This is a genomic window from Listeria immobilis (genome assembly GCF_014322765.1).
GTDB lineage: Bacteria > Bacillota > Bacilli > Lactobacillales > Listeriaceae > Listeria > Listeria immobilis.
The window spans coordinates 60,905-86,804 of the sequence record NZ_JAASTZ010000011.1 but is presented as its reverse complement, the minus strand read 5'-3'; the positions used below and the strand labels follow the sequence as shown (position 1 = coordinate 86,804).

The window sequence follows — 25,900 nt, the reverse complement described above, 5'->3', positions numbered from 1 at the left end:
AATATATCAGAACAAATGCTATTATACCGAAATCACAGCCATATTGCAATAATACTTTCCATTTAATTTTAAATTTATCTATAATTAATAAAGAAGTCATTGAATGTTAAGCATTCTACTGATATAATCAAGGATAGCTTGCCATCGGATTTATGCGATGAGTTCTAATCAGGAGCTGGGGAAATGAATAAAGAAGAAATGAATGCAAGACAAAAGAAAATTAGAAATTTTTCGATTATCGCGCATATAGATCATGGTAAATCTACACTCGCTGATCGGATTCTTGAAAAAACGGGTGCATTGACGCATCGTGAAATGAAAAATCAGCTACTAGATTCGATGGATTTAGAACGTGAACGTGGGATAACCATAAAATTAAATGCTGTACAATTAAAATATAAAGCAAAAGACGGGGAGACATATATCTTCCATTTGATTGATACGCCAGGGCATGTCGATTTTACGTATGAAGTATCTCGAAGTTTAGCTGCTTGCGAAGGTGCTATCCTCGTTGTAGATGCTGCACAGGGGATTGAAGCGCAAACACTGGCAAATGTTTATTTAGCGCTAGACAATGACTTAGAAATTTTACCAGTCATTAATAAAATTGATTTGCCTGCTGCAGATCCAGAAAGAGTTCGTGAAGAAATTGAAGATGTTATCGGTCTCGATGCATCTGAAGCGGTATTAGCATCTGCAAAATCTGGTATTGGGATTGAAGATATTTTAGAGCAAATTGTAGAAAAAGTTCCAGAACCAACAGGAGATGTCTCTAAACCATTAAAAGCTCTCATTTTTGACTCTGTATTTGATGCGTATCGTGGAGTTATTGCTAACATTCGAATTGTGGATGGTGTCGTAAAAGCCGGCGATAGAATCAGAATGATGTCTAATGGGAAAGAATTTGAAGTAACAGAAGTGGGTGTCTTTTCACCGAAAGCTACACCACAAGATGCATTATTAGTTGGAGATGTTGGTTATTTAACTGCCGCTATCAAGAATGTTGGTGATACGCGTGTTGGTGATACAATTACACTTGCTAATAATCCGGCAGAAGAAGCGTTAGATGGTTACCGCAAGCTCAATCCAATGGTTTATTGTGGTCTTTATCCAATAGATTCATCTAAATACAACGATCTTCGTGATGCACTTGAAAAACTAGAATTGAATGACTCCGCTTTACAATTTGAAGCAGAGACTTCTCAAGCTTTAGGATTTGGATTCCGTTGTGGTTTCTTAGGATTACTTCATATGGAAATCATTCAAGAACGAATCGAGCGCGAGTTTAATATCGATTTAATCACAACTGCGCCAAGTGTTATTTATCATGTGAACCTAACTGATGGCTCGAATATCATTGTGGATAATCCTGCTGAAATGCCTGAACCTGGTGTCATTGAAAGCGTAGAAGAACCATATGTAAAAGCCACTGTCATGGTACCTAATGATTATGTTGGCGCGGTTATGGAACTCGCACAAAACAAACGCGGTAATTTTATTACAATGGAATACTTAGACGACATTCGAGTTAGCATTGTTTATGAAATCCCATTATCTGAAATTGTATATGACTTTTTTGATCAATTAAAATCTTCTACCAAGGGTTATGCTTCCTTTGATTATGAGTTAATTGGCTATAAAGCATCCAAACTTGTAAAAATGGATATTCTTCTAAATGCTGAAAAAGTTGATGCATTAAGTTTCATTGTTCACCGTGATTTTGCCTACGAACGTGGGAAAATTATCGTAGAGAAATTAAAAGAACTTATCCCAAGACAGCAGTTTGAAGTGCCTATTCAAGCAGCAATTGCAACAAAAATAGTTTCTCGTTCCACTATCAAAGCACTCCGTAAAAACGTACTTGCAAAATGTTATGGTGGCGATGTTTCACGTAAACGAAAACTTCTTGAAAAACAAAAAGAAGGTAAAAAACGAATGAAACAAATCGGTTCCGTTGAAGTTCCGCAAGAAGCATTTATGGCAATTCTAAAAATGGACGAAACCAAATAATAAAGAATGAAGGGTTGCGTTTTGGGCTTCATGCCTCAAGACACAACCCTTTTAATATAGAGACTCGCTGCTATTTCAAAAAAAGCCCATGCCGCTTGGTTTGGTCTACACATAAAAAAACGAAAATATGGTAAACTGTCTATGGAACATTGGCGCTAGTATTTTAATAAAACTAGCTGGATTTTAATTTTAAAGGAATTGATAATAATGATAAACGAAAACCAATCAAGTAATAGTTCGTCTGCAATCTATATTCATATTCCATTTTGCGAACATATTTGCTATTACTGTGATTTTAATAAAGTATTCCTTGAAGGACAACCGGTCGACGAATACGTTAATTTACTTATAAAAGAAATGAAATTAACTGCGAATAAAACGGGTGTTGAGCCAGTAGATACCGTTTTTGTTGGTGGGGGAACGCCTACTACATTAAACGAATCGCAAATTGCCAAACTTTGTACAGCAGTTCAAGAAATTTTCTCATTAAAGGAAGGAGCAGAATTTTCCTTTGAAGCGAATCCAGGGGACCTTTCGATTAGTAAGTTACAAACGATGAAAGATTATGGTGTTAATCGAATCAGCATGGGAGTACAAAGTTTTAATAATGAATTACTTAAAAAAATCGGCCGAATTCACACTGTAAAAGATGTCTACCAATCCGTAGAAAATATGCGCACAGTCGGATTTGAAAATGTTAGCATTGATTTGATTTTTAGTTTACCAGGACAAACCGAAGCAGATTTCAAAGACACTTTAAATCAAGCTTTGGCACTCGATTTGCCGCATTATTCCGCGTACTCACTCATTATTGAACCAAAAACAATCTTTTATAATTTAATGCAAAAAGGGAAACTTTTCCTTCCGGGACAGGATGCCGAGGCAAATATGTATGATTTACTCTTAAATGAAATGGAAAAACATGGTCGAAAACAATATGAAATTAGTAATTTTGCCAAAGAAGGTTTCCAGAGTAAACATAATATTACTTACTGGAGCAATGAACATTACTATGGTTTTGGAGCAGGAGCACATGGCTATATTGGAAATACCCGTTATAGCAACTTTGGTCCAATAAAAAAATATATGGAGCCACTACAAGAAAACAAGCTACCCATTTTTCAACAAAAAGAACTAACATTAAAAGAAAAAATGGAAGAAGAAATGTTTTTAGGGCTTAGAAAAGTACGTGGTGTCGACAAAATGGCTTTTTACCAAAAATTTGGCCAAGATTTAGAAACTATTTTTCCAAAAGCAATTCAAAAAACAATGGAAAAAGGCTGGCTAGAAAATAACAGAGAAAATGTGGCGCTTACGAGAAATGGACGATTTTTAGGGAATAATGTTTTTCAAGAATTTCTCTAAAACCGCACCATTTGACCTTTTTTGACCAAACAATCCTACTTTAGTCTGAAATCGAGTGTTTTCGGTTGACTAAGCTGGAATTGTTTGGTAAATTTATACTTGTATTTAGCACTTGACCTTATTGAGTGCTAAAAGAGGTGATAGATATGTTAACTGAAAGACAACTTTTGATTTTCCGTGCCATCATCGATCATTTCACTTGGACCATTCAGCCGGTTGGTTCGAAAAATCTGCTGAAAGAGAAAGCTTTACCTTACAGTTCAGCTACAATACGAAATGAGATGGGCGTTTTAGAAGAATATGGTTTTATTGAAAAAACCCATTCTTCCTCAGGACGCGTTCCCTCAGAAAAAGGTTATCGCTTTTATGTCGATTATCTACTAAAGCCTAAAAAACTAGATAAATCAGACAGGCAAATGATTCGTTCCTTCTTTTCAGAAAACTATTACGAAATGGAAGGGCTAATTCAAAATTCGGCTTCAATGCTATCTGATTTAACCAATTACACATCCATTTTGCTTGGACCAGAAGCAACAAAAAATCATTTAAGTGGCTTTAGATTTGTACCAATCAATCATTTTCAAGCAATGCTTATTTTAATCACTGATCAAGGGCATGTAGATAACCATCTTGTTACCATTCCAGAAGGGACAACACTTTCGGATATTGAGCGCATGGTTAATATTCTAAATGAACGATTAGTTGGGTTATCGCTGGAGGATTTAAAAGTACAAATACCAATGGAAGTGAAAGAATTACTCGAAAAACACGTTAGAAATTATGAAAGTTTTATGCATGTTTTTTCCGATTCTTTCGCTCAAGCAAGTCAACAAAAAGTGTATATTGGTGGAAAAACAAACATTTTCAATCAGCCGGAATTTCATGATATTAATAAGGTCCGTGAAATGCTTAGTTTGATGGAAGAAGAACAAGATGTTTATGAGCTGTTCAGAGATATCCCGGATGGCTTACAAGTGAAAATTGGGCGAGAAAACAATAATAGTCTAATGGAAGATTGTAGTATCATTACAGCAACTTACAATATCGCTGGGGAACGTGTTGGTGGTATTGTTCTCCTAGGTCCAACGAGAATGGAATACAGCCGCATGATGGGATTAGTTGATGTAATGAGTCGAGATTTAACCGATGTGTTAACGAAACTTTATCGTGATAACCAAAAATAGAAAGGCTGAAAAAGCAACTGTTTTTTCAGGAGGTGGCAAATGTGTCTGAGAAAAAAAGCAAAAAAGAAAAACTTGCTGAGGAAATCGAACAAGAAGAATTAAATGTTTTGAATGAATCAGACAATTCAACCGAAGAAGAAGTGAAAGAAGAATCTTTAACTGAAGATCAAGCAAAAATGTTAGAACTTGAAAACAAGCTAGATGAAATGGAAAATCGTTATTTGCGAACGCAAGCCGATTTTGAAAATGTCAAAAAAAGACATACTGCTGAGCTTGATGCTAAGCAAAAATATCGGTCACAAAGTCTAGCCCAAGATTTACTTCCTGCGCTTGATAGTTTTGAAAAAGCACTTCAAACAGACGTTGAGCATGAAGAAGTAAAACAAATTTTAAAAGGGATGGAAATGGTGTACAACCAAATCCTTGTCGCTTTTGAAAAAGAAGGTATTGAAAGTATTTCTGCTATTGGGGAGCAATTTGACCCTAATTTCCATCAAGCAGTTATGCAAGATAGCGATGAAAGTGCAGCGAGCAATGAAATTACTGCTGAACTTCAAAAAGGCTACAAATTAAAAGATCGGGTAATTCGCCCATCCATGGTAAAAGTAAACCAATAAAAATCTTACTAAATTCACAGGAGGAAATAACAATGAGTAAAATTATCGGAATTGACTTAGGTACAACAAACTCTGCAGTAGCAGTATTAGAAGGCGGAGAAGCAAAAATCATTACAAATCCAGAAGGCGCACGTACTACTCCTTCTGTTTTAGGCTTTAAAAATGGCGAACGTCAAGTAGGGGAAGTAGCGAAACGTGCTGCTATTACAAATCCTAATACAGTAAGTTCCATCAAACGCCACATGGGTACCAATTATAAAGAAACAATTGAAGGAAAAGACTATTCTCCACAAGAAATTAGCGCCATTATCCTTCAATACCTAAAAAGTTATGCAGAAGATTATCTTGGTGAAACAGTAGATAAAGCTGTTATTACTGTTCCTGCTTATTTTAACGATGCACAACGTCAAGCAACAAAAGATGCTGGTAAAATTGCTGGACTTGAAGTAGAGCGTATTATTAACGAACCTACAGCAGCAGCACTTGCTTATGGTATGGATAAAACAGAAACAGACCAAACAATCCTTGTATTTGACCTTGGTGGTGGTACATTTGACGTATCTATCTTAGAACTAGGTGATGGCGTATTCGAAGTACATTCCACTGCTGGTGACAATGAATTAGGTGGAGATGACTTTGATAAAAAAATCATCGACTATCTAGTTGCTGAATTTAAAAAAGATAATGGCATTGATTTAAGCCAAGATAAAATGGCGCTACAACGTTTGAAAGATGCTGCTGAAAAAGCGAAAAAAGATCTTTCTGGCGTGACAAGCACACAAATTTCCTTACCATTTATTACAGCTGGAGAAGCCGGTCCACTTCACTTAGAAGTAACCCTTACTCGTGCTAAATTTGATGAATTAACACATGACTTAGTAGAGCGTACTATCGCACCAACTCGTCAAGCGTTAAAAGATGCAAACCTTTCTGCAAGCGATATTGACCAAGTAATTTTAGTTGGTGGATCTACTCGTATTCCTGCAGTTCAAGAAACAATCAAAAAAGAATTAGGCAAAGAACCTCATAAAGGTGTAAACCCGGATGAAGTTGTAGCAATGGGTGCAGCAATTCAAGGTGGCGTAATCACTGGTGATGTAAAAGATGTTGTCCTACTTGATGTAACTCCATTATCTCTTGGTATTGAAACAATGGGTGGTGTGATGACTACACTTATCGAACGTAATACAACTATTCCAACATCTAAATCACAAACATTCTCTACAGCAGCTGATAATCAACCAGCCGTAGATATCCATGTGCTTCAAGGTGAACGTCCAATGGCGAAAGATAATAAAACATTAGGTCGCTTCCAATTAGCAGATATTCCAGCAGCACCACGTGGAATTCCACAAATTGAAGTATCCTTTGATATTGATAAAAATGGTATCGTAACAGTTCGTGCGAAAGACCTTGGAACTGGTAAAGAACAAAATATCGTTATTAAATCTTCTTCAGGTTTAACAGACGAAGAAATCGAAAAAATGGTTCAAGATGCAGAAGCAAATGCAGAAGAAGATAAAAAGAACAAAGAAAATGCAGAACTTCGTAACAATGCTGACCAATTAGTATTCACTGTAGATAAAACATTGAAAGAACTAGAAGGCAAAGTAGACGAAGAAGAAGTGAAAAAAGCAGAAGCAGCTCGCGATGAACTACAAGAAGCCCTTAAAGGGGAAGATTTCGATGTAATTAAAGAAAAAACAGACAGCTTAAACGAAATCGTTCAAAATCTATCTGTTAAATTGTACGAACAAGCTGCAGCAGAACAACAAGCAACTGCTGGTGCAGAAGGACAAGAAGCTCCTCAAAATGACGATGTAGTAGATGCTGAATTTGAAGAAGTAAATGACGACGATAAAGAAAACAAATAATAATAAAAAAAGCTAAGGATAATGAGTCAAAGTCTACTGTGGCTTTGGCTTTTTATCTGAAATAAAGTTTTTACAACATCTCTTTCAAATGTTACAATACGTTAGGACTATAAAATATATTATGGACAGGAGTGATGGCGGATGGCAAAACGAGATTATTATGAAGTGCTTGGTGTTTCCAAAAGCGCCTCAGCGGACGAAATAAAAAAAGCTTACCGGAAACTGTCCAAACAGTATCATCCGGACATAAATAAAGAAGCAGGAGCCGATGAAAAATTTAAAGAAATATCTGAAGCCTATGAAGTTTTAAGTGACACCCAAAAACGCGCGCAATATGATCAATATGGTCATGTAGATCCAAATCAAGGTTTTGGCGGTGGCGCTGGTGGTTATAGCAGTGGTGGATTCTCTGGATTTGAAGATATTTTTGATACGTTCTTTGGTGGTGGAGGGCGACAACAAGATCCTAACGCACCTAGACAAGGTAGCGATTTGCAATATACAATGCGTCTTAAATTCAAAGAAGCTATTTTTGGTAAAGATGCAGAAATCGAAATCCCTCGCGAAGAAAATTGTGATACTTGTCATGGTTCTGGCGCAAAACCTGGTACTTCACCAGAAAAATGTAGCCATTGTGGTGGGAAAGGTTCTATCAATGTTGAACAAAATACCCCATTTGGCCGCGTAGTAAACAAACGTACATGTCAATACTGTAATGGTACAGGAAAAGAAATTAAAGAAAAATGTTCCACATGTCACGGTAAAGGCCGTGTAACTAAAACGAAGAAAATTAAAGTTAAAGTTCCAGCTGGTGTGAATGACGGCCAACAAATGCGCGTATCTGGTGAAGGTGAAGCTGGCATTAACGGTGGACCAAGTGGCGACCTATATGTTGTATTTGTGGTCATTCCAGATGAATTTTTCGAACGAGAAGCAGATGATATTTATGTAGAAGTACCAATTACATTTGTACAGGCTACATTAGGCGATGAGATTGATGTACCTACTGTTCACGGAAAAGTTCGTTTGAAAATCCCTAATGGTACACAAACGGGAACGACTTTCCGCCTGCGTGGTAAAGGTGTTCCACATCTTCGTGGTAATGGTACTGGCGATCAACATGTCATTGTCAAAGTAATCGTTCCAAAAAAATTAGACGATAAACAAAAAGAAATTCTACGTGACTTTGCTTCCACTACTGGAGATAAAGTAGATGAGCAAACATCCGGATTTTTTGACAAAATGAAACGAGCTTTTAAAGGCGATTGATGAACGGTGAGGTCGATAGTTGTGTGAAAAGCAACCATCGACCTTTTCTACATACTAAAGGAGTGTTAAAAAATGGAATGGTCAGAAGTCGAAGTTCATACAACAAACGAAGCAGTAGAACCTGTTGCAAATGTCCTTACTGAATATGGAGCGGCAGGAGTATCCATTGAAGATATAGCTGATTTTTTGCGTGAACGAGAAGATAAATTCGGTGAAATCTATGCATTAAAACGAGAAGATTATCCAGAAGATGGCGTTATTATTAAAGCTTATTTTTTAAAAACGACAGAATTCGTAGAGCAAATCCCAGAAATCGAAAAAACGCTTAGAAATTTAACTTCATTTGATATTCCACTTGGGAAGTTCCAATTCGTAGTAAATGATGTAAATGATGAAGATTGGGCTACTGCCTGGAAGAAATATTACCATCCCGTTCAAATTACAGATAGAATTACAATTGTACCTAGTTGGGAATCCTATACACCTTCTGAAAATGAGCTAATTATTGAATTAGACCCGGGAATGGCATTTGGTACAGGGACTCATCCGACAACCCAACTTTGTATCCGTGCTTTGAGTGATTATATGCAGCCAGATGATGTCATTATTGATGTAGGAACAGGTTCTGGCGTGTTAAGTATTGCTAGCGCTAAACTGGGCGCAAAGTCAATTTTAGCAACAGATCTGGATGAAATTGCAACTCGCTCAGCGGAAGAAAATATTCGTTTAAATAAAACAGAACATATTATTACAGTGAAACAAAATAACCTTCTCCAAGATATCAATAAAACAAATGTCGATATTGTTGTCGCTAACATTTTAGCTGAAGTCATTTTACTTTTCACTGAAGACGTATATATGGCACTTAAACCTGGTGGGATTTTTATCGCTTCCGGAATTATTAAAGAAAAAGCAGAAGTAGTAGAAGCAGCATTAAAAAACGCTGGACTGATTATCGAAAAAATCGAGCAACAAGGGGACTGGGTTGCGATTATTTCCAAACGAGGAGTGGAATAAATGCAGCGTTATTTCGTAGCAAATGAGTTGGAAAATGACCATGACACATTAAGTATAGCAGGAGAAAATTTTCATCATATTACAAGAGTTATGCGAATGAAAGTATCCGACCAAGTATTTATCGTTTTTCCTAGCAAAAAAACTTGTATTGCTGCTATCACAGCTATTAATGAGGATGAAGTGTTATTAAGCCTAGTCAAATGGTTGACTGAAGATACAGAATTACCTATTAAAATCACGATTGCAAGCGGGTTGCCAAAAGGTGATAAACTCGAACTCATCATCCAAAAAAGCACAGAACTTGGAGCACACAAATTTGTCCCTTTTAAAGCAGAACGTTCTGTAGTAAAATGGGACGAAAAAAAAGTCGTCAAAAAAGTAGAGCGTCTTCAAAAAATTTCTCAAGAAGCAGCGGAACAATCACACCGTACATTAATCCCACAAGTTCAGTATGCAGCGAGTTTGAAAGATTTAATAACTTTGCATGCTGATTACGACTATGTTATCGCAGCATATGAAGAAAGTGCTAGAGAAGGCGAGGATAGCACGCTCTTTCATCTGTTTCAAACAATCCAACCCGGACAGTCAGTTTTGTGTATTTTTGGACCAGAAGGCGGTATTAGCGAAAAAGAACTACAATTAATGCAACAAATAAACATAAAACTTGCTGGACTTGGACCAAGAATTTTAAGAACAGAAACCGCTCCGCTTTATGTTTTATCAGCAGCATCATTCTATTTTGATTTATCAAAAAATAAAAACAGCTAACATTTCAAAGTTTTATGCGAAAGTTAACGATTTCATGTTGACGATGCCCGATGTTTCGTATATAATTTTTAATGAGTGAATGCTTATCTGCATTACTTCAGAATAATTCATAATTTATTTTCCGTTATGTCCTATTCTGGAACTTAAATGAAGGATTTAAGTGAGTGCATGTAAGTGCCGGAGGGAGGGAAAGAGAGATGTCAAAAACAGTAGTTCGTAAAAACGAATCGCTTGAAGATGCTCTTCGTCGCTTTAAACGTACTGTTTCCAAAAGTGGAACTTTGCAAGAATCCAGAAAGCGCGAATTTTATGAAAAACCAAGCGTAAAACGTAAGAAAAAATCCGAAGCAGCAAGAAAACGCAAATTCTAATTAAAAGGCGATGATTTCGTTGACACTGCTTGACAAGTTAAATGAAGATATGAAGCAAGCGATGCGCGATAAAGAGAAAGAAAAACTTTCTGTTATTCGCATGTTGAAAGCAGCTTTACAAAACGAAGCAATTCACCAAGGTGTGAAAGATCTTACTTCGGATGATGAAGTAACCGTTATTTCCCGCGAACTCAAACAACGCAGAGATTCTCTGTCTGAATTTGAAAAAGCTGGACGTGACGACCTTTCTGATAAAGTCCGTTCCGAGATTGTCATTGTTAAGGACTACGCGCCAAAACAATTGACTCCTGAAGAGCTTGAGAATATTGTGAAAGCAACGATCGATGAAGTTGGCGCATCTACTAAAGCTGATTTTGGCAAAGTAATGTCTGCTATAATGCCTAAAGTAAAAGGCAAAGCTGATGGTGGTGCAGTGAACCAATTCGTAAAAAAATATCTTTCATAAACTAATTCAATCTAGTTTTGAAACGTAAAAAAACAGGATACCTTCGTATTTTACGAGGGATTCCTGTTTTTTTGTATTTGTTTTTATGAAGAATTCGTTTATTATCATCGCTTCGTTTTTCAACTACGTAAGTTTCGTGTATAATGTAACTAAACAAGGCACTTATAACAGGTGAAGGGGTTAGCCAATGCTAAATGAATTTAATGAAATAGTCGAATTAACAGATGATACTAATATCCAAGATTTATTCGGCACTAACAATAAGAATATAGAACTTTTAGAAGAATTACTTCAAGTAAAAATTATTACACGAGGGGAAGCCCTGTCAATTACCGGTGATGAAGAAGCAGTCCAACACACAACAGCAGTTTTAGAAGAATTAATCTTAACAGTGAAACGGGGCATTCATATTGATGGACGTGATATTGCGCAAGCTGTAAAAATGCAAAAAAATGGAACACTGATATATTTCCATACATTATTTGAAGAAGAAATTACTAAAAATGCAAAAGGAACACCGATTAGACCAAAAACATTTGGCCAAAGAACGTATATTCAAATGATAAAAAAACATGATATTGTGTTCGGAGTCGGGCCAGCTGGGACTGGGAAAACCTATTTAGCTGTTGTTATGGCTGTAGATGCTTGGAAAAAAGGAAATGTCAGCAAAATTATATTAACTAGACCTGCTGTTGAAGCCGGCGAAAGTTTAGGATTTTTACCAGGTGATTTAAAAGAAAAAGTAGATCCTTATTTACGGCCTGTATATGATGCGTTATACGATATTTTTGGCACAGAACATACAACACGATTAATGGATAGAGGCGTCATTGAAATCGCTCCTCTAGCTTATATGAGAGGTCGTACCCTTGATCATGCTTTTGTTATTCTTGATGAAGCACAAAATACAACCATCGCTCAAATGAAAATGTTTTTAACTCGACTTGGTTATGATTCTAAAATGATCGTTAATGGTGATATGACGCAAATCGACTTACCAAGAGGCGCGACAAGTGGTCTTGTTAACGCAGAGCAAGTCTTAAAAGATGTAAAAGATATCGGTTTTGTTTATTTTGAACACCATGATGTTGTCAGACACCCTCTTGTTGCTGAAATTATTAAAGCGTATGAAGGGAAACAAAGTTAGAGAGGAGACTAAGATGTGAAGTTACCAAAAAAATGGAGACATTGGTACATCGAAAATGGAAAGAAATACCTTTTTCCAGTACTCCTAATTTGTTTCGCTGTCATAGCATATTTGCTTATTTGCCAAATGACCAAACCAGAGTCTTATAATGTAAAATTATTCCAAGTTGCTGAAAAAACAATTCGTTCTCCACAAACCGTAGAGGATACCGAGAAAACAAAAGAAGAACGCACAAAAGCTAGTAATGATGTGGAAGATGTTTATGTCTACAATCGTGAAACAGGACAAAATCGAGTGGCTCTCATTAAAAGTTTATTTGCATATGTAAATGAAGTAAACACAGAGGCACAAGAGACCGATACTAAAAATAAAGAAAAAGCAGCAAAAGAAAATAAGCCCACACCAGCACCAGTTTCAACTGAAGCAAAACTAAAAAGCTTAAAAACAAAATTATCTAGTAATGTATCTGAAAAAATCACTTCCAATCTTTCGGATGAAATTTTTATCACGTTACTTGAAGCCGATAGCAAAGATTTCAATACGATGGAAGAAGTTATTACAACAGAAGTAGCAAAAACAATGGAAGACAATATTCGTGACGAAAACCTTAATGCTGCTAAAATTAGAGCGCGCGATGATATTGAGCTTTCTGCAATACCTTCCTATTATAAAAACGTTTCAAAGGCTTTAGTTTCCTATGCCATTGTACCGAATGAAACTTATAGTGGAGAGCAAACAGAAGACCGACGCAAAGAAGCTTCACAAGCAGTTGTTCCTGTGAAAATCTTGCAAGGACAGGTTATCGTGCAAGAAGGGCAAATTGTGGATAGAGAAACCTATCGTCAATTAAATATGTTACATTTACTTGATCAAAAAATGCCTATAAAACAATACGCTGGCTTTGCTGTATTTATTATTGCGTTAGCTGCGCTACTATTTCTTTACACCAAAAAACAAACACAATCAAAAGCAAAAAAAATGCAGACAATGCTTATTTTTTCTTCAGTTTATGTAACGTCACTTGTGATGCTTATGATTATTTTATTCTTAGAAACCCAAGGAGTATCCAATATTTCCTATCTTTTCCCAGCAGCCTTTGCTCCGATGATACTTAAAATTTTGCTCAACGAAAAATATGCCTTTTTAAGTGTTATTTATATCGCAGCAACGAGTCTTTTTGTTTTCCAAAATGATTCCACCAGCGGCATCACCATTTTCATTTTGTTAAGTGGTGTAACAAGTGTTGTAGCATTACGTGATTATAGCAAACGTTCTGCCATTGTCTTTTCTGGATTTATGGTTGGGTTAATTAATATGGGATATGTCTTTATTTTATTATTTATTAATAACAACTCGCTCTTGCAATTTTCTACTGTGATGTCGCTTGGTTATGCATTTGTTGGCGGATTTGGAGCATTTATTTTAGGTATAGGAATTATTCCATTATTTGAAACGATTTTTGGGTTGCTAACTGCTAGTCGTTTAGTAGAACTTGCCAATCCAAACCATCCATTACTGAAAAAAATCTTAATGAAAGCACCAGGAACTTATCACCACAGTATGATGGTAGCCAACTTAGCGGAGGCATGTGCAGATAAAATTGGGGCAAATAGTTTACTCGTTCGGGTAGGTTGTTTTTATCACGATATCGGTAAAACTTTAAGACCACCATATTTCGTGGAGAACCAACTACAAGGAATTAATCCACATGATAGGCTGACACCAGAACAAAGTCGTGATATAATTCTCTCGCATACAAAAGATGGTGCGGAAATTTTAAAAGAGAATCATATGCCACAGCCAATTATTGATATTGCATTACAACATCATGGAACTACACTACTAAAATATTTTTATTATAAAGCTAAAGAAACCAATCCAGACATAAAAGAGAGTGATTACCGTTATAGTGGTCCAAAACCACAAACGAAAGAAATTGCGATTATAAATATTTCTGATAGCGTAGAAGCAGCAGTGCGTTCTGCCGCTGAACCAACTATGGCGAAAATAACAGAAATTATTGATGGCATCATTAAAGATCGTTTTCTTGATAATCAGTTTACAGATTGTGATATTACGATAAAAGAAATTAGAATGATTCGTGATACATTAATTGCCACATTAAATGGAATATACCATCAACGAATTCAATATCCTGATGATAAAGAGTAAAAGAGGAGGGCAAAAAAATGCCAATCTTAGAAATTGATTTAATAGATGAAACAAAAGAACTTCCAACAGACGATAAAAAACTGGTAGAAAATATTTTGCAATTTGCCGCAGAGTATTTAAAAATTGACGAAGGAACCGAACTATCTTTAACTTTTACGACTAATGAGGGTATTCGAGAAATTAATCGTGACTACCGAAATAAGGATCAAGCAACGGATGTTATTTCTTTTGCGCTAGAAGAACTTGGTGAAGGAGAAACAGAAATCGACTGGGATGATTTTGATTTAGAAACACCAAAAATGCTTGGAGATATTATTATTTCCACTGAAAAAGCAGAAGAGCAAGCACAAGAATACGGACATACAAAAGCAAGAGAATTAGGATTTCTAGCAGTTCACGGACTATTACATTTGCTTGGTTATGATCATATGGAGCCAGAAGAAGAAAAAATTATGTTTGGCTTACAAAAAGAAGTGTTGGATGCTTATGGACTTGAAAGATAGAAAGTATAAACGTAGTAAAAATTATGCAGAATCATTTCAGCATGCATTCACTGGACTAAAAACAGCTTTTTTAGAAGAGAGGAATATGCGTTTTCATACATTTGCAGCGCTAGCCGTTGTTATTTGTGGTTTCTTCTTTCATGTCACTAAATCAGAATGGATTTTATTAATACTTTCCATCTTTGGTGTATTAACACTTGAAATGGTCAATACAGCAATTGAAAGGGCTGTTGATGTAGCTACAGAACAATATATAGATGAAGCAAAGAAAGCAAAGGATGTTGCAGCAGGAGCAGTGTTACTAGCAGCTGTTGTAGCTAGTTTTATTGGTTTAATTATTTTTATACCATACTTTTGCCAGATGTTTTTATAAAAAGAAGGGATTGTGACTTGCTCAATGAAAGAAAATAATTTTATTTCGCTTGCTAAACAAGCTAGAGAATTTGCATATGTTCCTTATTCCAATTTTCCAGTTGGGGCTGCGCTTATAACAGCTGATGATGAAGTAGTTTTAGGTTGCAATATTGAAAATGCCTCTTTTGGTTTAACCAATTGTGCCGAACGAACAGCAATTTTCAAAGCAATATCAGAAGGAAAACGTGATTTCAAGCAATTAGTTGTTGTGGCGGATACAGAAGGACCTGTTTCACCATGTGGAGCATGCAGGCAAGTCATTAGTGAATTTTGTGCACCAGATATGCCAGTAATTTTAACAAATTTAACAGGAAAAACAGCGACGGTAACAGTGAAAGAACTTTTACCAGGCGCATTTGCATCGGAGGATATGTTATGAGTGAACCATTTAAATCAGGATTTGTAGCTATTGTTGGGCGACCTAACGTCGGGAAATCAACTTTGTTAAATCATATTATTGGTCAAAAAATTGCAATTATGAGTGATAAAGCGCAAACTACTAGAAACAAAGTACAAGGTGTTTACACAACAGACGAATCACAAATTGTTTTTATTGATACACCAGGAATACATAAACCAAAACATAAACTAGGCGATTTTATGGTAAAAATTGCTTTAAATACTTTTCAAGAAGTGGATTTAATTTATTTTGTTATTGATGCATCTACTGGGTTTGGTCGTGGAGATGAATTTATCATTGAAAAATTAAAAAATGTACAAACACCCGTCTTTTTATTAATAAATAAAATTGATTTAATTTCTCCAGAAGCGTTATTCAAATTAATCGAACAATACCGAGAATTGCTAGATTTTGAAGAAATTATCCCGATTTCTGCGCTTCAAGGGAATAATGTTCCTAATTTGTTAGACCAAACGAATGCTAACTTAGAGATTGGACCAATGTATTATCCGAAAGACCAAATTACTGATCATCCTGAACGGTTTATTATTTCCGAGTTAATTCGTGAGCAAGTATTGCAATTAACAAGAGAAGAAGTACCACATTCCGTTGCAGTCGTAATTGAGGGTATTGAGAAAAATCCTAAAACAGAAAAACTAACGATTAATGCAACTATCATTGTTGAAAGAAGTACCCAAAAAGGGATTATCATTGGAAAACAAGGACAAATGCTTAAACAAATTGGTATGCGCGCAAGAAAAGAAATTGAACGCTTGCTTGGTTCAAAAGTATTTTTAGAAATTTGGGTAAAAGTTCAAAAAAATTGGCGCGATAAAGAACATTATTTACAAGATTATGGTTTCGATAGAGAAGAATATTAAAAAAAATCCTGTACACCAAATGGCGTACGGGATTTTTTTTACTGTTCCGTCCAATTGTAATCGCCATACTCCACATCGTACGGACCAAAATTGTAAACTTCATAATATAGTGTTAAAATTTTTGTTTCTCCTGGATTAATAGTTTCTTCTAAATACTCTTCTGTAACATCTTCTCCATAATCTTCATCCGCAAGATCAAATAAAGATACATCATCCGAGTAGAAAGTTATTTTTTCTGTACTTGGATTTTCCACTTTAACTTTTACAGCATAAACATCATAACCTGTTTGTTCGCGAGACATGACTGGTTTGTAGACAGTAACTAAACTTTCATCTGTCATTGTTACAGTTTCGCCATATTTTACATTAATAAAATCATCAACAAAGTCATCGGAATATTCATCAGAATAGTCGTCTGCATAACCTTCTAAATCATAAGTAAACGCGAAAGGATTACTAAAACTTTGCAAAAGACTACTCGTAATCAGGTTTAAACCTCCTAGTATAATATAAAAACCAATTCCCATTGATAGGCCAGCTGCAATAATTCCAGCCCATTTCTCTTTTCTTACAATAAGTAGTATAATCCCAACAATAAAACCTATGAATGTAAGAAAGAATAAACCAACAAATATAAGTAAAAAATTCATCACATCAATTCCCTTTCTGCTTCACCTTTTTTCTTTATTTTACAATAGCTGACCTAGGAAAGATAGTGCAAAATAATAAAAGACATATTCCTTTAGAAAATGATATAATAAGACGAATGCAAAGGGGGCTAACCACATGGAAAAATGCGAGGGAATCGTTATACGCCAAACTAGTTACCGCGAATCTGATAAAATTGTTCGAATGTATACGCGTGAATTCGGAAAAATTGGTGTGGTGGCTCGTGGTGCAAAAAAAACGAAAAGTAGATTAGCCGCAGTCACACAATTATTTACAAATGGCTATTTTACTTTCTTTGGTGGAAATGGACTTGGTACACTCCAGCAGGGAGAAGTAATCGAAAATTTCTCTTCTATTCAACAAGATATTTTTATGACTGCATATGCTACCTATGTATGCGAATTACTTGATAAAGCTACGGAAGAACGGCAACCAAATTCTTATTTATATGGGTTAACTTTTCAAATATTACGTGATATTGATGAAGGCTATGATCCCCAAATTTTGACGCAAATTTTTGAAATGAAAATGCTTCCGGTACTTGGTCTTTATCCAACAATGGATAAATGTGCTATTTGCGGGGAAACGACCGGACATTTCGATTTTTCTACTCGGAGCAATGGGATAATTTGTCATCGCTGCTTTGATAAGGACCCTTATCGCATGCACTTGCCAGAAAATGTAGTGAAATTATTACGGCTATTTTTTATTTTCCAACTGGATAGATTAGGTAATATTGATGTAAAACCAGAAACAAAAGAATGGTTACAAAAAGCAATTGATACTTATTATGATGAATATTCTGGACTATATCTAAAAAGCCGCAAATTCTTGCGAGATATGAATAAATGGGAAAATATGCTAAAAAAAGATAGTGAAGATTGACTTTTCGGCTAAAATACAGTATCTTTTAATATATCAACTAATAGGTACATTGAAGGAAAATAGTAACAAAAAGCTCTATTTAAAGCGAATTCGGGATTTGGTGTGAGCCGAGTATTTATCTTTTTGTGAAGGCGTTCTGGAGTACAACGAAATCAAGGTGGGAATTACTTTAATTCCAAATAGGGTGGAACCGCGAGATAACTCTCGTCCCTATATGCTTTAAATCAGCATATAGAGACGAGAGTTTTTATATTGTCTGAATTAATTCTGGAGGTGGAAGAAATGAATTTACAAACAATGATTAGAACACTGCAAGATTATTGGTCTGAACAAGGTTGTATCATGTTACAATCCTACGACGTGGAAAAAGGTGCGGGAACAATGAGTCCATATACGTTTTTAAAAGCAATTGGTCCTGAACCATGGAAAGCAGGTTATGTGGAGCCTTCTCGTCGTCCAGCAGATGGTCGTTACGGAGAAAATCCCAATAGATTATTTCAACATCATCAATTCCAAGTAGTGATGAAACCTTCTCCTGATAACATTCAAGAACTTTACCTTGGTTCACTAGAAAAACTGGGAATTAATCCATTAGAACATGATATTCGATTTGTAGAAGATAACTGGGAAAATCCTTCTCTAGGTTGTGCAGGACTTGGCTGGGAAGTTTGGTTAGACGGAATGGAAATCACTCAATTTACTTATTTTCAACAAGTGGGTGGCCTGGAATGTTTCCCTGTTACTTCTGAAATCACATATGGAGTGGAACGTTTAGCTAGTTATATTCAAGATAAAGAAAATGTATTTGATTTAGAATGGACGGAAGGCATTAGTTACCGTGATATTTTTTTCCAAGCAGAATTTGAAAACTCTAAATATGCTTTTGAAACGTCCAACACAGATATGCTATTAACTTTATTTGATACGTATGAAAGAGAAGCGGCTCGCCAAATGCAAGAAGGACTTGTTTTTCCGGCATACGACTATGTTTTAAAATGTTCGCATACATTTAATTTGCTTGATGCACGTGGGGTAGTTTCTGTTACAGAACGTGCCCAATATATCGGTCGAATTAGAAACTTGGCAAGACGTATCGCAAAAACATTTTATGAATCACGAGAAAAACTTGGCTTCCCATTAGTCAAAGAAGAGGGAGGAAAACGTCATGAGTAAAGATTTTCTATTAGAAATTGGTTTAGAAGAAATGCCAGCGCAATATGTGACTAGCTCCGTAACACAATTAAAAAAAAGAATGACTGATTGGCTTCATGAAAAGCAAATCACTTTTTCCGATATACAAACTTTTTCTACACCAAGACGTCTAACTGTTCTTGTTGAGAATATGGCAGAAGAACAAGCTAATCGTGTGGAAGAAGCAAAGGGACCCGCAAAAAAAATTGCCTTAGATGAAGAAGGTAATTGGTCAAAAGCAGCATTAGGGTTTGCTAGAAGCCAACAAGTTGACCCTGCTGATTTAACATTCCGCGAAATCAAAGGCGTGGAATACATTTATATAAAAAAAGAAATTATTGGTGAAAAAACTGTTACATTACTACCACAGCTTCAAAAAGTAGTAACAAGCATGACTTTTCCTGTAAGTATGCACTGGGGTACCAATGATTTACGCTATATTCGTCCAATCAAATGGTTGATTGCTATGTTTGGCGAAGAAATAATTCCATTTGAAATTACTGGTGTAACAACAAGTAATAGCTCTCGTGGTCATCGCTTCCTTGGAAAAACCGCTACAATCACACAACCTAGCGACTATCAAACCGCTTTATTAGAACAATTTGTTGTAGTTGATGCAGTAGATCGAAAAGAAGCTATCGCTGGACAATTAAAAGAACTAGCAGCACTAGAAAATTGGCAAATCAAAAATGATGATGATTTACTAGAAGAAGTTACAAATTTAGTTGAATATCCGACTGTTTTAGCAGGGAATTTTGAAAAAGTTTATTTAGAATTGCCCAAAGAAATATTAATTACGACAATGAAAGAACACCAACGTTACTTCCCAGTTTTCAGTCAAGATGATAAACTGTTACCACATTTTGTAACAGTTAGAAACGGAAATCATGAAAATCTAGAAACAGTTGCTCGAGGAAACGAAAAAGTACTGCGCGCTCGTTTATCTGATGCCGATTTCTTCTACCAAGAAGATTTGAAAATGACTATTGATGAAGCAGTAGCTAAACTTCCGAATATTGTATTTCATGAAAAACTAGGGACTTTAACAGAAAAAATGAAACGTGTTCAAAAAGTGGCATTAATGCTTGCGGACTACTTATATTGGAAAGAAGAAGACAAAGAAGATATTATTCGCTTAACCGATATTTACAAATTTGATTTGGTTACAAATGTAGTAGGTGAATTCCCAGAACTGCAAGGAATAATGGGAGAGAAATACGCTTTATTACAAGGAGAGAAACCTGCGATTGCAACAGCTATTCGCGAACATTATCTACCGAATTCAGCTGAAGGAGAGCTACCACAAACTGATTTAGGTTCTCTGATTGCGATTGCGGACAAATTAGAAACTTTAGTAGGATTTTTCTGTGTGAATATCGTTCCAACTGGTTCCGCTGATCCATTTGGTTTACGTCGTAGTGCTTTTGGAGCAATGCGGATTATCCAAGCAAATGGATGGGATATTCCAGTGCTTGAGCTCCTTTCTCGCATTGTAGATATGGAACGTGCAGAAGGTGCAGTCGAACTTCCAGGAGAAGAAGTGAAAAAAGAAGTACAAACCTTCTTGAAAAATCGCTTGCGGGTTGTTTTACAAAATCACCATATTCGTCATGATATTATTGATGCAGTTATTGGTGGAGATCCTAATGTTATTCCACAATTAGTTGATCGTGCGCAAATTCTTAATAAACATGTAGAATCCGACTGGTTCCGTCCAACAATAGAAGCCCTAACACGTGTGGTAAATATTTCCAAAAAACATGAGGAAGGCATAGAAGTAGATCCTGCATTATTTGAAAATGAATATGAACAAGCGCTCTTTGATGCATTAGAAAAGTTAAAATACAATTATGCCAATTTAACAATTGTAGAGCGATTAAAAGAATTTGCTGCGCTTAGAACGATTATTGATGATTATTTCGACAATACACTTGTGATGAGTGATAATATCGAACTGAAAAACAATCGTCTTGCACTACTTTTTGAATTAGCAAGCTTTATTAAAGAATTTGCTCAAATGGATGAAATTAATGTAAAATAAAGAAAAGAAATCGATAAAAGAGGAGGATGAGTATATGACACAACCAGCCGTATACGTAGTTTCCGATTCAACAGGAGAAACGGCCGAACTGGTAACAAGAGCTGCACTTAGTCAGTTTGGTCAAACACCTAAATTCATTCATCGTTTTCACCACGTGGACTCTGCTCATATGATTGAGGAAATAGTTGATTTGGTAGCTGTAAACAATGGTATTATTGTGCATACAATTGTTTTAGAAAGCGTTCGTGAAGAGTTAAATCGAACTGCGCAAGCTTTTGGTGTGCCAATTATTGACTTATTTGGTCCACTTTTAAATCAGTTAGAAGAAACTTACAAAATTAAACCACTTTCAGAACCTGGTCGTGTTCGTTCGATGGATGAAGCCTACTTTAACAAAGTGGCTGCAATTGAATTTGCCGTAGAAAATGATGATGGGCGAAATCCACGTGGTATTTTACAGGCAGATTACGTGTTAATTGGTATTTCTAGAACATCCAAAACACCATTATCACAATATTTAGCGCTAAAAGGGTTGAAAATCGTTAATATTCCAATCGTTCCAGAAGCGCAAATTCCTGATGAACTATTCGAAATTGATTCTAAAAAAATTATAGGTTTAAAAATTAGTAAGCAAAAGTTAACTAAAATTAGACAAGAACGATTAATCTCCATTGGATTACCAGGAGCGGGTACTTATGCGAGTAATCAACGTATTGATGAAGAACTAGCTATTTTCAATAAACTCGCAAGTAAACTAAATTGTTTTGTTTTAGATGTTACTAATAAAGCAATTGAAGAGACAGCAAATGAGATTTTAATCCATATTGGTGAAATTGTTGATGAAAATTTAGAATTATAAGAAGGACTTTTGGTTTTTGTGTCGAATATATATATTATACGGGAAAAATAGCTTGTAAAAATTAGCTTCTTCCCGTATAATCTAACATCGCGAATAAAATGCTGAATCTATGAATAATATATTAAAAAACGGGTTAAAAACTCGTTTTTTAACTTGTCTTCAGAGATTTTAGAAGAGAGGATGGAATGTGTGCCAAAAATTTTGGTTGATGCGGATGCCTGCCCAGTTAAAGCAGAAATAAAACAAGTTGCAGAAAAATTTCAAATAGAAGTTATTTTTGTGGCTTCCTTTAATCATTATTCTCTAAATACAAATGGAGAGCATTGGATTTTTGTGGATACTGGAAAAGAGTCGGCGGATATGCGAATGATGAACATAGCAAAAAAAGGCGATATTATCGTTACACAAGATATTGGTCTTGCTAGCATTTTACTTGCAAAAGGCACCTACGTTTTTTCAAATCGCGGAGAGCTTTACCGAGAAGAAGAAATGTCATTAATGTTAGATATTCGCTATAGACATGCCAAAGACAGGCAACAGGGCAAATATAGTAAAGGTCCAAAAGCAATGAGTGATCAAGATAGGTCATTATTTCAAGATCGAATGACAACATTTTTGCAAAATAAGTAAATAGGAGTTGACTGTCAACATGGCGCGGATTCCTGAAGAAGTAATTGATCAAGTCCGGAATCAAGCGGATATTGTCGATATTATTGGTAATTACGTTCAACTAAAAAAACAAGGTCGTAATTATGCTGGTTTATGTCCCTTCCATGGTGAAAAAACACCTTCTTTCTCTGTCTCACCAGAAAAGCAAATTTTTCATTGTTTTGGGTGCGGAAAAGGCGGAAATGTTTTTTCTTTTCTAATGGAACATGATGGATTAACATTTGTAGAAGCGGTAAAAAAAGTCGCGGATATGAGTCATTTAGATGTAGCTATCGAACTTCCAGAAGAACGTGACATGGCGCACTTACCAAAAGAAAATTCAGACACATCCAAAATGACGGAAATGCATCAACTCACTGCTAAACTCTATCATTACATTTTGATGGAGACAGAAGAAGGGGCTACTGCACTTGCCTATTTAAAAGAGCGTGGTATGTCCGAGCAAATGATGGCTGCTTTCCAAATTGGATTTGCACCAAATCATCATGCAACTATCACATCCTTTCTAGAAAAAAGAGGGATGAATTTACAACTTGCGAATACAGCAGGTCTCTTATCAGAACGAGATGATGGTCAAATGGTGGACCGCTTTCGTAATCGAATTATGTTTCCAATTTCGAATGACCGTGGCCAAATAATTGCATTTTCTGGCCGTCTATTCGACCGGGATGATGGACCGAAATATTTAAATAGTCCAGAAACACCCATTTTCAATAAAAGGCGTACATTATTTCATTTTTCGGAAGCTAGACAAGCAATTCGAAAACAAGAAGAAATTACCCTTATGGAAGGTTTTATGGATGTTATTTCGGCTGAAGAAGCCGGTGTTCAAAATGCGGTTGCTTCGATGGGAACAAGTCTTACCGAAGAACATGCCGATTTAATTAAAAGGCTTACTAGTCGTGCAATTATCTGTTATGACGGCGACAGAGCCGGAATAGAAGCAGCTTATAAAGCAGGGACACTTTTAGTAGAGCGAAATCGATTAGATGTATTTGTCCTCCAATTACCAGCTGGAAAAGACCCAGATGACTTTATCCGTGCAAGTGGTGCTGATAAATTCAAAGAAATATATAAACAACAGCGAATGACTTGGACTGCTTTCAAAATTCATTATTTGCGAAGAGAACGTAATTTGCAAAACGAAACAGATCAAATCGCTTATATTGATGATTGTTTACGGGAAATTGCTAAACTTGATCAGGCAGTAGAGCGAGAACTATATTTAAAACAACTTGCTGAAGAGTTTGAATTAACGATAGAAACCTTAAAACAACAGCTACAACAATCAATTAAAACAAACCAAAAAACACGTCAAACACCTAGCTATAATGAACCACCAATAGATGATGCTTTTATGGGGCTTGTCCCACAAGAGAATTCGGAAATGCTGTTTTCTTTTGAACAACCAACACAAACGTTATCAGCGCACACAACAGCAGAACAACAATTGATGAAAGCAATGATAGAAAGTCGTGATAGTTTTATGTTAATTAAACAATTGCTTGGTGATACAGAATTTTACCACGATAACTATCAAACGCTTTATATTCATTTGATTGGCTATTTTGCAGAAGGTAACGAAGCAGATCCCAATAAGTTTATGGATAGCGTGCAAGATATTGCAATGAAAGGGCTTATTAGTAGTCTGGAAATGGTTGTTAGCCCGGATGAACAAGGCAGAGCACAATTTGAAGACTATATTAAAAGTCTAAAACGATTTAAGTTAGAGCGAATGAAGAAAGAACTGGAACAAGAACTCGCTGGATACAACCGAGATAATGACAAAGAAAACGAAATTCGAGTGATGCTTGAAATCGTCCAGCTCAATCGCCAATTAAACAGTGGTCAATTGGATTAAAGAAGTTTTAAAACCGCTAAATGATGGTATTATTACCTAAGAGAGGCCTTTTAATAAGGTTAGCGGCATTTTTGGAAGGAGGAATACAGGCAGTTATGAGTGATAAAACACAAAACACAAAACCAGTTGCTGAACTAAATGTTGAGCAAGTAAAAGAAGCCCTAATAGAGGAAGGCAAGAAAAAGGGGATTTTAACTTATGCAAAAATCGCTGCCAGATTAGCTCCATTCACATTAGATTCCGATCAAATGGATGAGTATTTAGAACACGTTGGCGAAGCAGGAATTGAAGTTTCTGATGATGCTGATGATGAAGATCCAGATGAAACAGAACTTGTTAAAGAGGAAACCGAATCCTTTGACTTAACAGATTTGAGTGTACCACCAGGTGTAAAAATCAATGACCCTGTGCGTATGTATCTCAAAGAAATTGGTCGAGTAGACTTGTTAACTGCTGATGAGGAAATCGCTTTAGCAAAACGCATTGAGGCTGGAGATATTGAAGCAAAAGGTCGTCTTGCAGAAGCCAACCTTCGTCTAGTAGTAAGTATTGCCAAACGTTATGTTGGTCGTGGGATGCTATTTCTTGATTTAATTCAAGAAGGAAACATGGGACTAATGAAAGCCGTTGAAAAATTCGATTTCAATAAAGGATTTAAATTCAGTACCTATGCAACATGGTGGATTCGTCAGGCTATCACCCGTGCTATCGCTGACCAAGCTAGAACTATTCGTATTCCAGTGCATATGGTAGAAACTATCAACAAATTAATTCGTGTTCAACGCTCCTTGCTACAAGATTTAGGACGTGATCCATCACCTGAAGAAATTGGGGAAGAAATGGATCTACCAACTGAAAAAGTTCGGGAAATTTTAAAAATTGCGCAAGAGCCAGTCTCACTTGAAACGCCAATTGGTGAGGAAGATGACTCGCACCTTGGAGATTTTATTGAAGACCAAGATGCTACTTCTCCGTCTGACCATGCGGCATATGAATTATTAAAAGAACAATTAGAAGATGTGCTTGATACGTTAACAGATCGCGAAGAAAATGTCCTTCGTCTTCGTTTCGGTTTAGATGATGGTCGAACACGTACTTTAGAAGAAGTTGGTCGTGTCTTCGGAGTAACACGTGAAAGAATTCGCCAAATTGAAGCAAAAGCATTACGTAAATTGCGCCATCCAAGCCGTAGCAAACAATTAAAAGACTTCCTAGAATAAAGCATAACCAGGCAGGAGGACAAATCGTTCTCCTGCCTTTTTAATGA

At 36.0% G+C, this 25,900-nt stretch carries 24 protein-coding genes and 1 other annotated feature; of the genes, 23 read left to right on the top strand and 1 reads right to left on the bottom strand.

The genetic code is table 11. The annotated features are described in order from the left end of the window. The first annotated feature begins 183 nt into the window (after positions 1-183). The 16 genes from lepA (at position 184) to era (ending at position 16,458) form a co-directional block, all read left to right on the top strand. A complete protein-coding gene (gene lepA, locus HCJ50_RS09845; RefSeq protein WP_185348912.1) occupies positions 184-2,010 on the top strand; it encodes a translation elongation factor 4 in 1,827 nt (608 codons plus the stop codon). A gap of 207 nt (positions 2,011-2,217) precedes the next feature. Continuing rightward, the gene (gene hemW, locus HCJ50_RS09840; RefSeq protein ID WP_185348910.1) at positions 2,218-3,375 is read left to right on the top strand and encodes a radical SAM family heme chaperone HemW; all 1,158 of its coding nucleotides are present in this window, start codon (positions 2,218-2,220) and stop codon (positions 3,373-3,375) included. A 146-nt stretch (positions 3,376-3,521) separates the two neighbouring features. Beyond that, a complete protein-coding gene (hrcA, locus tag HCJ50_RS09835; protein ID WP_185348908.1) occupies positions 3,522-4,559 on the top strand; it encodes a heat-inducible transcriptional repressor HrcA in 1,038 nt (345 codons plus the stop codon). Positions 4,560-4,600: 41 nt separating this feature from the next. Further along, entirely contained in the window at positions 4,601-5,176 is a 576-nt protein-coding gene (gene grpE / locus HCJ50_RS09830) for a nucleotide exchange factor GrpE (protein ID WP_185348906.1), read from the top strand. A gap of 32 nt (positions 5,177-5,208) precedes the next feature. Continuing rightward, positions 5,209-7,050, top strand: coding sequence for a molecular chaperone DnaK (gene dnaK, locus HCJ50_RS09825; protein ID WP_185348904.1), 1,842 nt, complete (start codon positions 5,209-5,211; stop codon positions 7,048-7,050). A 141-nt stretch (positions 7,051-7,191) separates the two neighbouring features. Further along, positions 7,192-8,319 (top strand): molecular chaperone DnaJ, encoded by a 1,128-nt coding sequence (gene dnaJ, locus HCJ50_RS09820; RefSeq protein ID WP_185348902.1) that lies wholly within the window; start codon positions 7,192-7,194, stop codon positions 8,317-8,319. A 72-nt stretch (positions 8,320-8,391) separates the two neighbouring features. Beyond that, on the top strand, positions 8,392-9,336 hold the full coding sequence (prmA, locus tag HCJ50_RS09815) for a 50S ribosomal protein L11 methyltransferase (protein ID WP_185348900.1): 945 nt from the start codon (positions 8,392-8,394) through the stop codon (positions 9,334-9,336). Beyond that, positions 9,337-10,104 carry a 16S rRNA (uracil(1498)-N(3))-methyltransferase gene (locus tag HCJ50_RS09810; protein WP_185395664.1) on the top strand — a complete coding sequence of 256 codons (768 nt, stop codon included), beginning with the start codon at positions 9,337-9,339 and terminating at the stop codon, positions 10,102-10,104. A gap of 197 nt (positions 10,105-10,301) precedes the next feature. Further along, positions 10,302-10,475, top strand: a complete 174-nt coding sequence (gene rpsU, locus HCJ50_RS09805) for a 30S ribosomal protein S21 (protein ID WP_003719762.1) — start codon at positions 10,302-10,304, stop codon at positions 10,473-10,475. Between the two features lie 19 nt (positions 10,476-10,494). Further along, positions 10,495-10,941 carry a GatB/YqeY domain-containing protein gene (locus tag HCJ50_RS09800; protein WP_185348896.1) on the top strand — a complete coding sequence of 149 codons (447 nt, stop codon included), beginning with the start codon at positions 10,495-10,497 and terminating at the stop codon, positions 10,939-10,941. Between the two features lie 187 nt (positions 10,942-11,128). After that, positions 11,129-12,088 (top strand): PhoH family protein, encoded by a 960-nt coding sequence (locus tag HCJ50_RS09795; protein ID WP_185348894.1) that lies wholly within the window; start codon positions 11,129-11,131, stop codon positions 12,086-12,088. A gap of 15 nt (positions 12,089-12,103) precedes the next feature. Continuing rightward, positions 12,104-14,260, top strand: a complete 2,157-nt coding sequence (locus HCJ50_RS09790) for an HD family phosphohydrolase (RefSeq protein ID WP_185348892.1) — start codon at positions 12,104-12,106, stop codon at positions 14,258-14,260. A 17-nt stretch (positions 14,261-14,277) separates the two neighbouring features. Then, positions 14,278-14,763 carry an rRNA maturation RNase YbeY gene (gene ybeY, locus HCJ50_RS09785; protein WP_185348890.1) on the top strand — a complete coding sequence of 162 codons (486 nt, stop codon included), beginning with the start codon at positions 14,278-14,280 and terminating at the stop codon, positions 14,761-14,763. Continuing rightward, positions 14,741-15,136 carry a diacylglycerol kinase family protein gene (locus HCJ50_RS09780; protein ID WP_185348888.1) on the top strand — a complete coding sequence of 132 codons (396 nt, stop codon included), beginning with the start codon at positions 14,741-14,743 and terminating at the stop codon, positions 15,134-15,136. The genes ybeY and HCJ50_RS09780 overlap by 23 nt, the downstream gene beginning before the upstream one ends. Before the next feature lie 24 nt (positions 15,137-15,160). Continuing rightward, entirely contained in the window at positions 15,161-15,556 is a 396-nt protein-coding gene (locus tag HCJ50_RS09775) for a cytidine deaminase (RefSeq protein ID WP_185348886.1), read from the top strand. Beyond that, positions 15,553-16,458, top strand: a complete 906-nt coding sequence (era, locus tag HCJ50_RS09770) for a GTPase Era (RefSeq protein WP_185348884.1) — start codon at positions 15,553-15,555, stop codon at positions 16,456-16,458. Before HCJ50_RS09775 ends, era begins: the two co-directional genes overlap by 4 nt. A gap of 38 nt (positions 16,459-16,496) precedes the next feature. Here era and HCJ50_RS09765 read toward each other — a convergent pair whose 3' ends face one another. Further along, on the bottom strand, positions 16,497-17,108 hold the full coding sequence (locus HCJ50_RS09765) for a DUF4352 domain-containing protein (protein WP_185395665.1): 612 nt from the start codon (positions 17,106-17,108) through the stop codon (positions 16,497-16,499). 136 nt (positions 17,109-17,244) lie between these two features. Between HCJ50_RS09765 and recO the strand changes: the two genes are divergently transcribed. From recO to rpoD, 7 genes are all read left to right on the top strand, one after another. Beyond that, positions 17,245-18,012: a DNA repair protein RecO gene (recO, locus tag HCJ50_RS09760; protein WP_185348880.1), complete on the top strand. Its 768-nt coding sequence runs from the start codon at positions 17,245-17,247 to the stop codon at positions 18,010-18,012. A gap of 40 nt (positions 18,013-18,052) precedes the next feature. Next, positions 18,053-18,227, top strand: a binding site (T-box leader). A 67-nt stretch (positions 18,228-18,294) separates the two neighbouring features. Further along, on the top strand, positions 18,295-19,185 hold the full coding sequence (gene glyQ / locus HCJ50_RS09755) for a glycine--tRNA ligase subunit alpha (RefSeq protein WP_003766904.1): 891 nt from the start codon (positions 18,295-18,297) through the stop codon (positions 19,183-19,185). After that, complete coding sequence (gene glyS, locus HCJ50_RS09750; protein ID WP_185348878.1) at positions 19,178-21,244, top strand: glycine--tRNA ligase subunit beta; 2,067 nt, start codon at positions 19,178-19,180, stop codon at positions 21,242-21,244. Before glyQ ends, glyS begins: the two co-directional genes overlap by 8 nt. Positions 21,245-21,278: 34 nt before the next feature. Continuing rightward, positions 21,279-22,103, top strand: a complete 825-nt coding sequence (locus HCJ50_RS09745; protein WP_185348876.1) for a pyruvate, water dikinase regulatory protein — start codon at positions 21,279-21,281, stop codon at positions 22,101-22,103. 189 nt (positions 22,104-22,292) lie between these two features. Beyond that, positions 22,293-22,733 carry a YaiI/YqxD family protein gene (locus tag HCJ50_RS09740; protein ID WP_185348874.1) on the top strand — a complete coding sequence of 147 codons (441 nt, stop codon included), beginning with the start codon at positions 22,293-22,295 and terminating at the stop codon, positions 22,731-22,733. Positions 22,734-22,752: 19 nt separating this feature from the next. Then, a complete protein-coding gene (gene dnaG / locus HCJ50_RS09735) occupies positions 22,753-24,633 on the top strand; it encodes a DNA primase (RefSeq protein WP_185348872.1) in 1,881 nt (626 codons plus the stop codon). Positions 24,634-24,728: 95 nt separating this feature from the next. After that, positions 24,729-25,853, top strand: coding sequence for an RNA polymerase sigma factor RpoD (gene rpoD / locus HCJ50_RS09730; protein WP_185334743.1), 1,125 nt, complete (start codon positions 24,729-24,731; stop codon positions 25,851-25,853). Positions 25,854-25,900: the final 47 nt, after the last annotated feature.

Coding starts and splice junctions, on each gene's coding strand:
- lepA (WP_185348912.1), top strand. CDS start 184: ATGAATAAAGAAGAAATGAATGCAAGACAAAAGAAAATTAGAAATTTT.
- hemW (WP_185348910.1), top strand. CDS start 2,218: ATGATAAACGAAAACCAATCAAGTAATAGTTCGTCTGCAATCTATATT.
- hrcA (WP_185348908.1), top strand. CDS start 3,522: ATGTTAACTGAAAGACAACTTTTGATTTTCCGTGCCATCATCGATCAT.
- dnaK (WP_185348904.1), top strand. CDS start 5,209: ATGAGTAAAATTATCGGAATTGACTTAGGTACAACAAACTCTGCAGTA.
- dnaJ (WP_185348902.1), top strand. CDS start 7,192: ATGGCAAAACGAGATTATTATGAAGTGCTTGGTGTTTCCAAAAGCGCC.
- prmA (WP_185348900.1), top strand. CDS start 8,392: ATGGAATGGTCAGAAGTCGAAGTTCATACAACAAACGAAGCAGTAGAA.
- HCJ50_RS09810 (WP_185395664.1), top strand. CDS start 9,337: ATGCAGCGTTATTTCGTAGCAAATGAGTTGGAAAATGACCATGACACA.
- rpsU (WP_003719762.1), top strand. CDS start 10,302: ATGTCAAAAACAGTAGTTCGTAAAAACGAATCGCTTGAAGATGCTCTT.
- HCJ50_RS09795 (WP_185348894.1), top strand. CDS start 11,129: ATGCTAAATGAATTTAATGAAATAGTCGAATTAACAGATGATACTAAT.
- ybeY (WP_185348890.1), top strand. CDS start 14,278: ATGCCAATCTTAGAAATTGATTTAATAGATGAAACAAAAGAACTTCCA.
- HCJ50_RS09780 (WP_185348888.1), top strand. CDS start 14,741: ATGCTTATGGACTTGAAAGATAGAAAGTATAAACGTAGTAAAAATTAT.
- HCJ50_RS09775 (WP_185348886.1), top strand. CDS start 15,161: ATGAAAGAAAATAATTTTATTTCGCTTGCTAAACAAGCTAGAGAATTT.
- era (WP_185348884.1), top strand. CDS start 15,553: ATGAGTGAACCATTTAAATCAGGATTTGTAGCTATTGTTGGGCGACCT.
- HCJ50_RS09765 (WP_185395665.1), bottom strand. CDS start 17,108: ATGAATTTTTTACTTATATTTGTTGGTTTATTCTTTCTTACATTCATA.
- recO (WP_185348880.1), top strand. CDS start 17,245: ATGGAAAAATGCGAGGGAATCGTTATACGCCAAACTAGTTACCGCGAA.
- glyQ (WP_003766904.1), top strand. CDS start 18,295: ATGAATTTACAAACAATGATTAGAACACTGCAAGATTATTGGTCTGAA.
- glyS (WP_185348878.1), top strand. CDS start 19,178: ATGAGTAAAGATTTTCTATTAGAAATTGGTTTAGAAGAAATGCCAGCG.
- HCJ50_RS09745 (WP_185348876.1), top strand. CDS start 21,279: ATGACACAACCAGCCGTATACGTAGTTTCCGATTCAACAGGAGAAACG.
- dnaG (WP_185348872.1), top strand. CDS start 22,753: ATGGCGCGGATTCCTGAAGAAGTAATTGATCAAGTCCGGAATCAAGCG.
- rpoD (WP_185334743.1), top strand. CDS start 24,729: ATGAGTGATAAAACACAAAACACAAAACCAGTTGCTGAACTAAATGTT.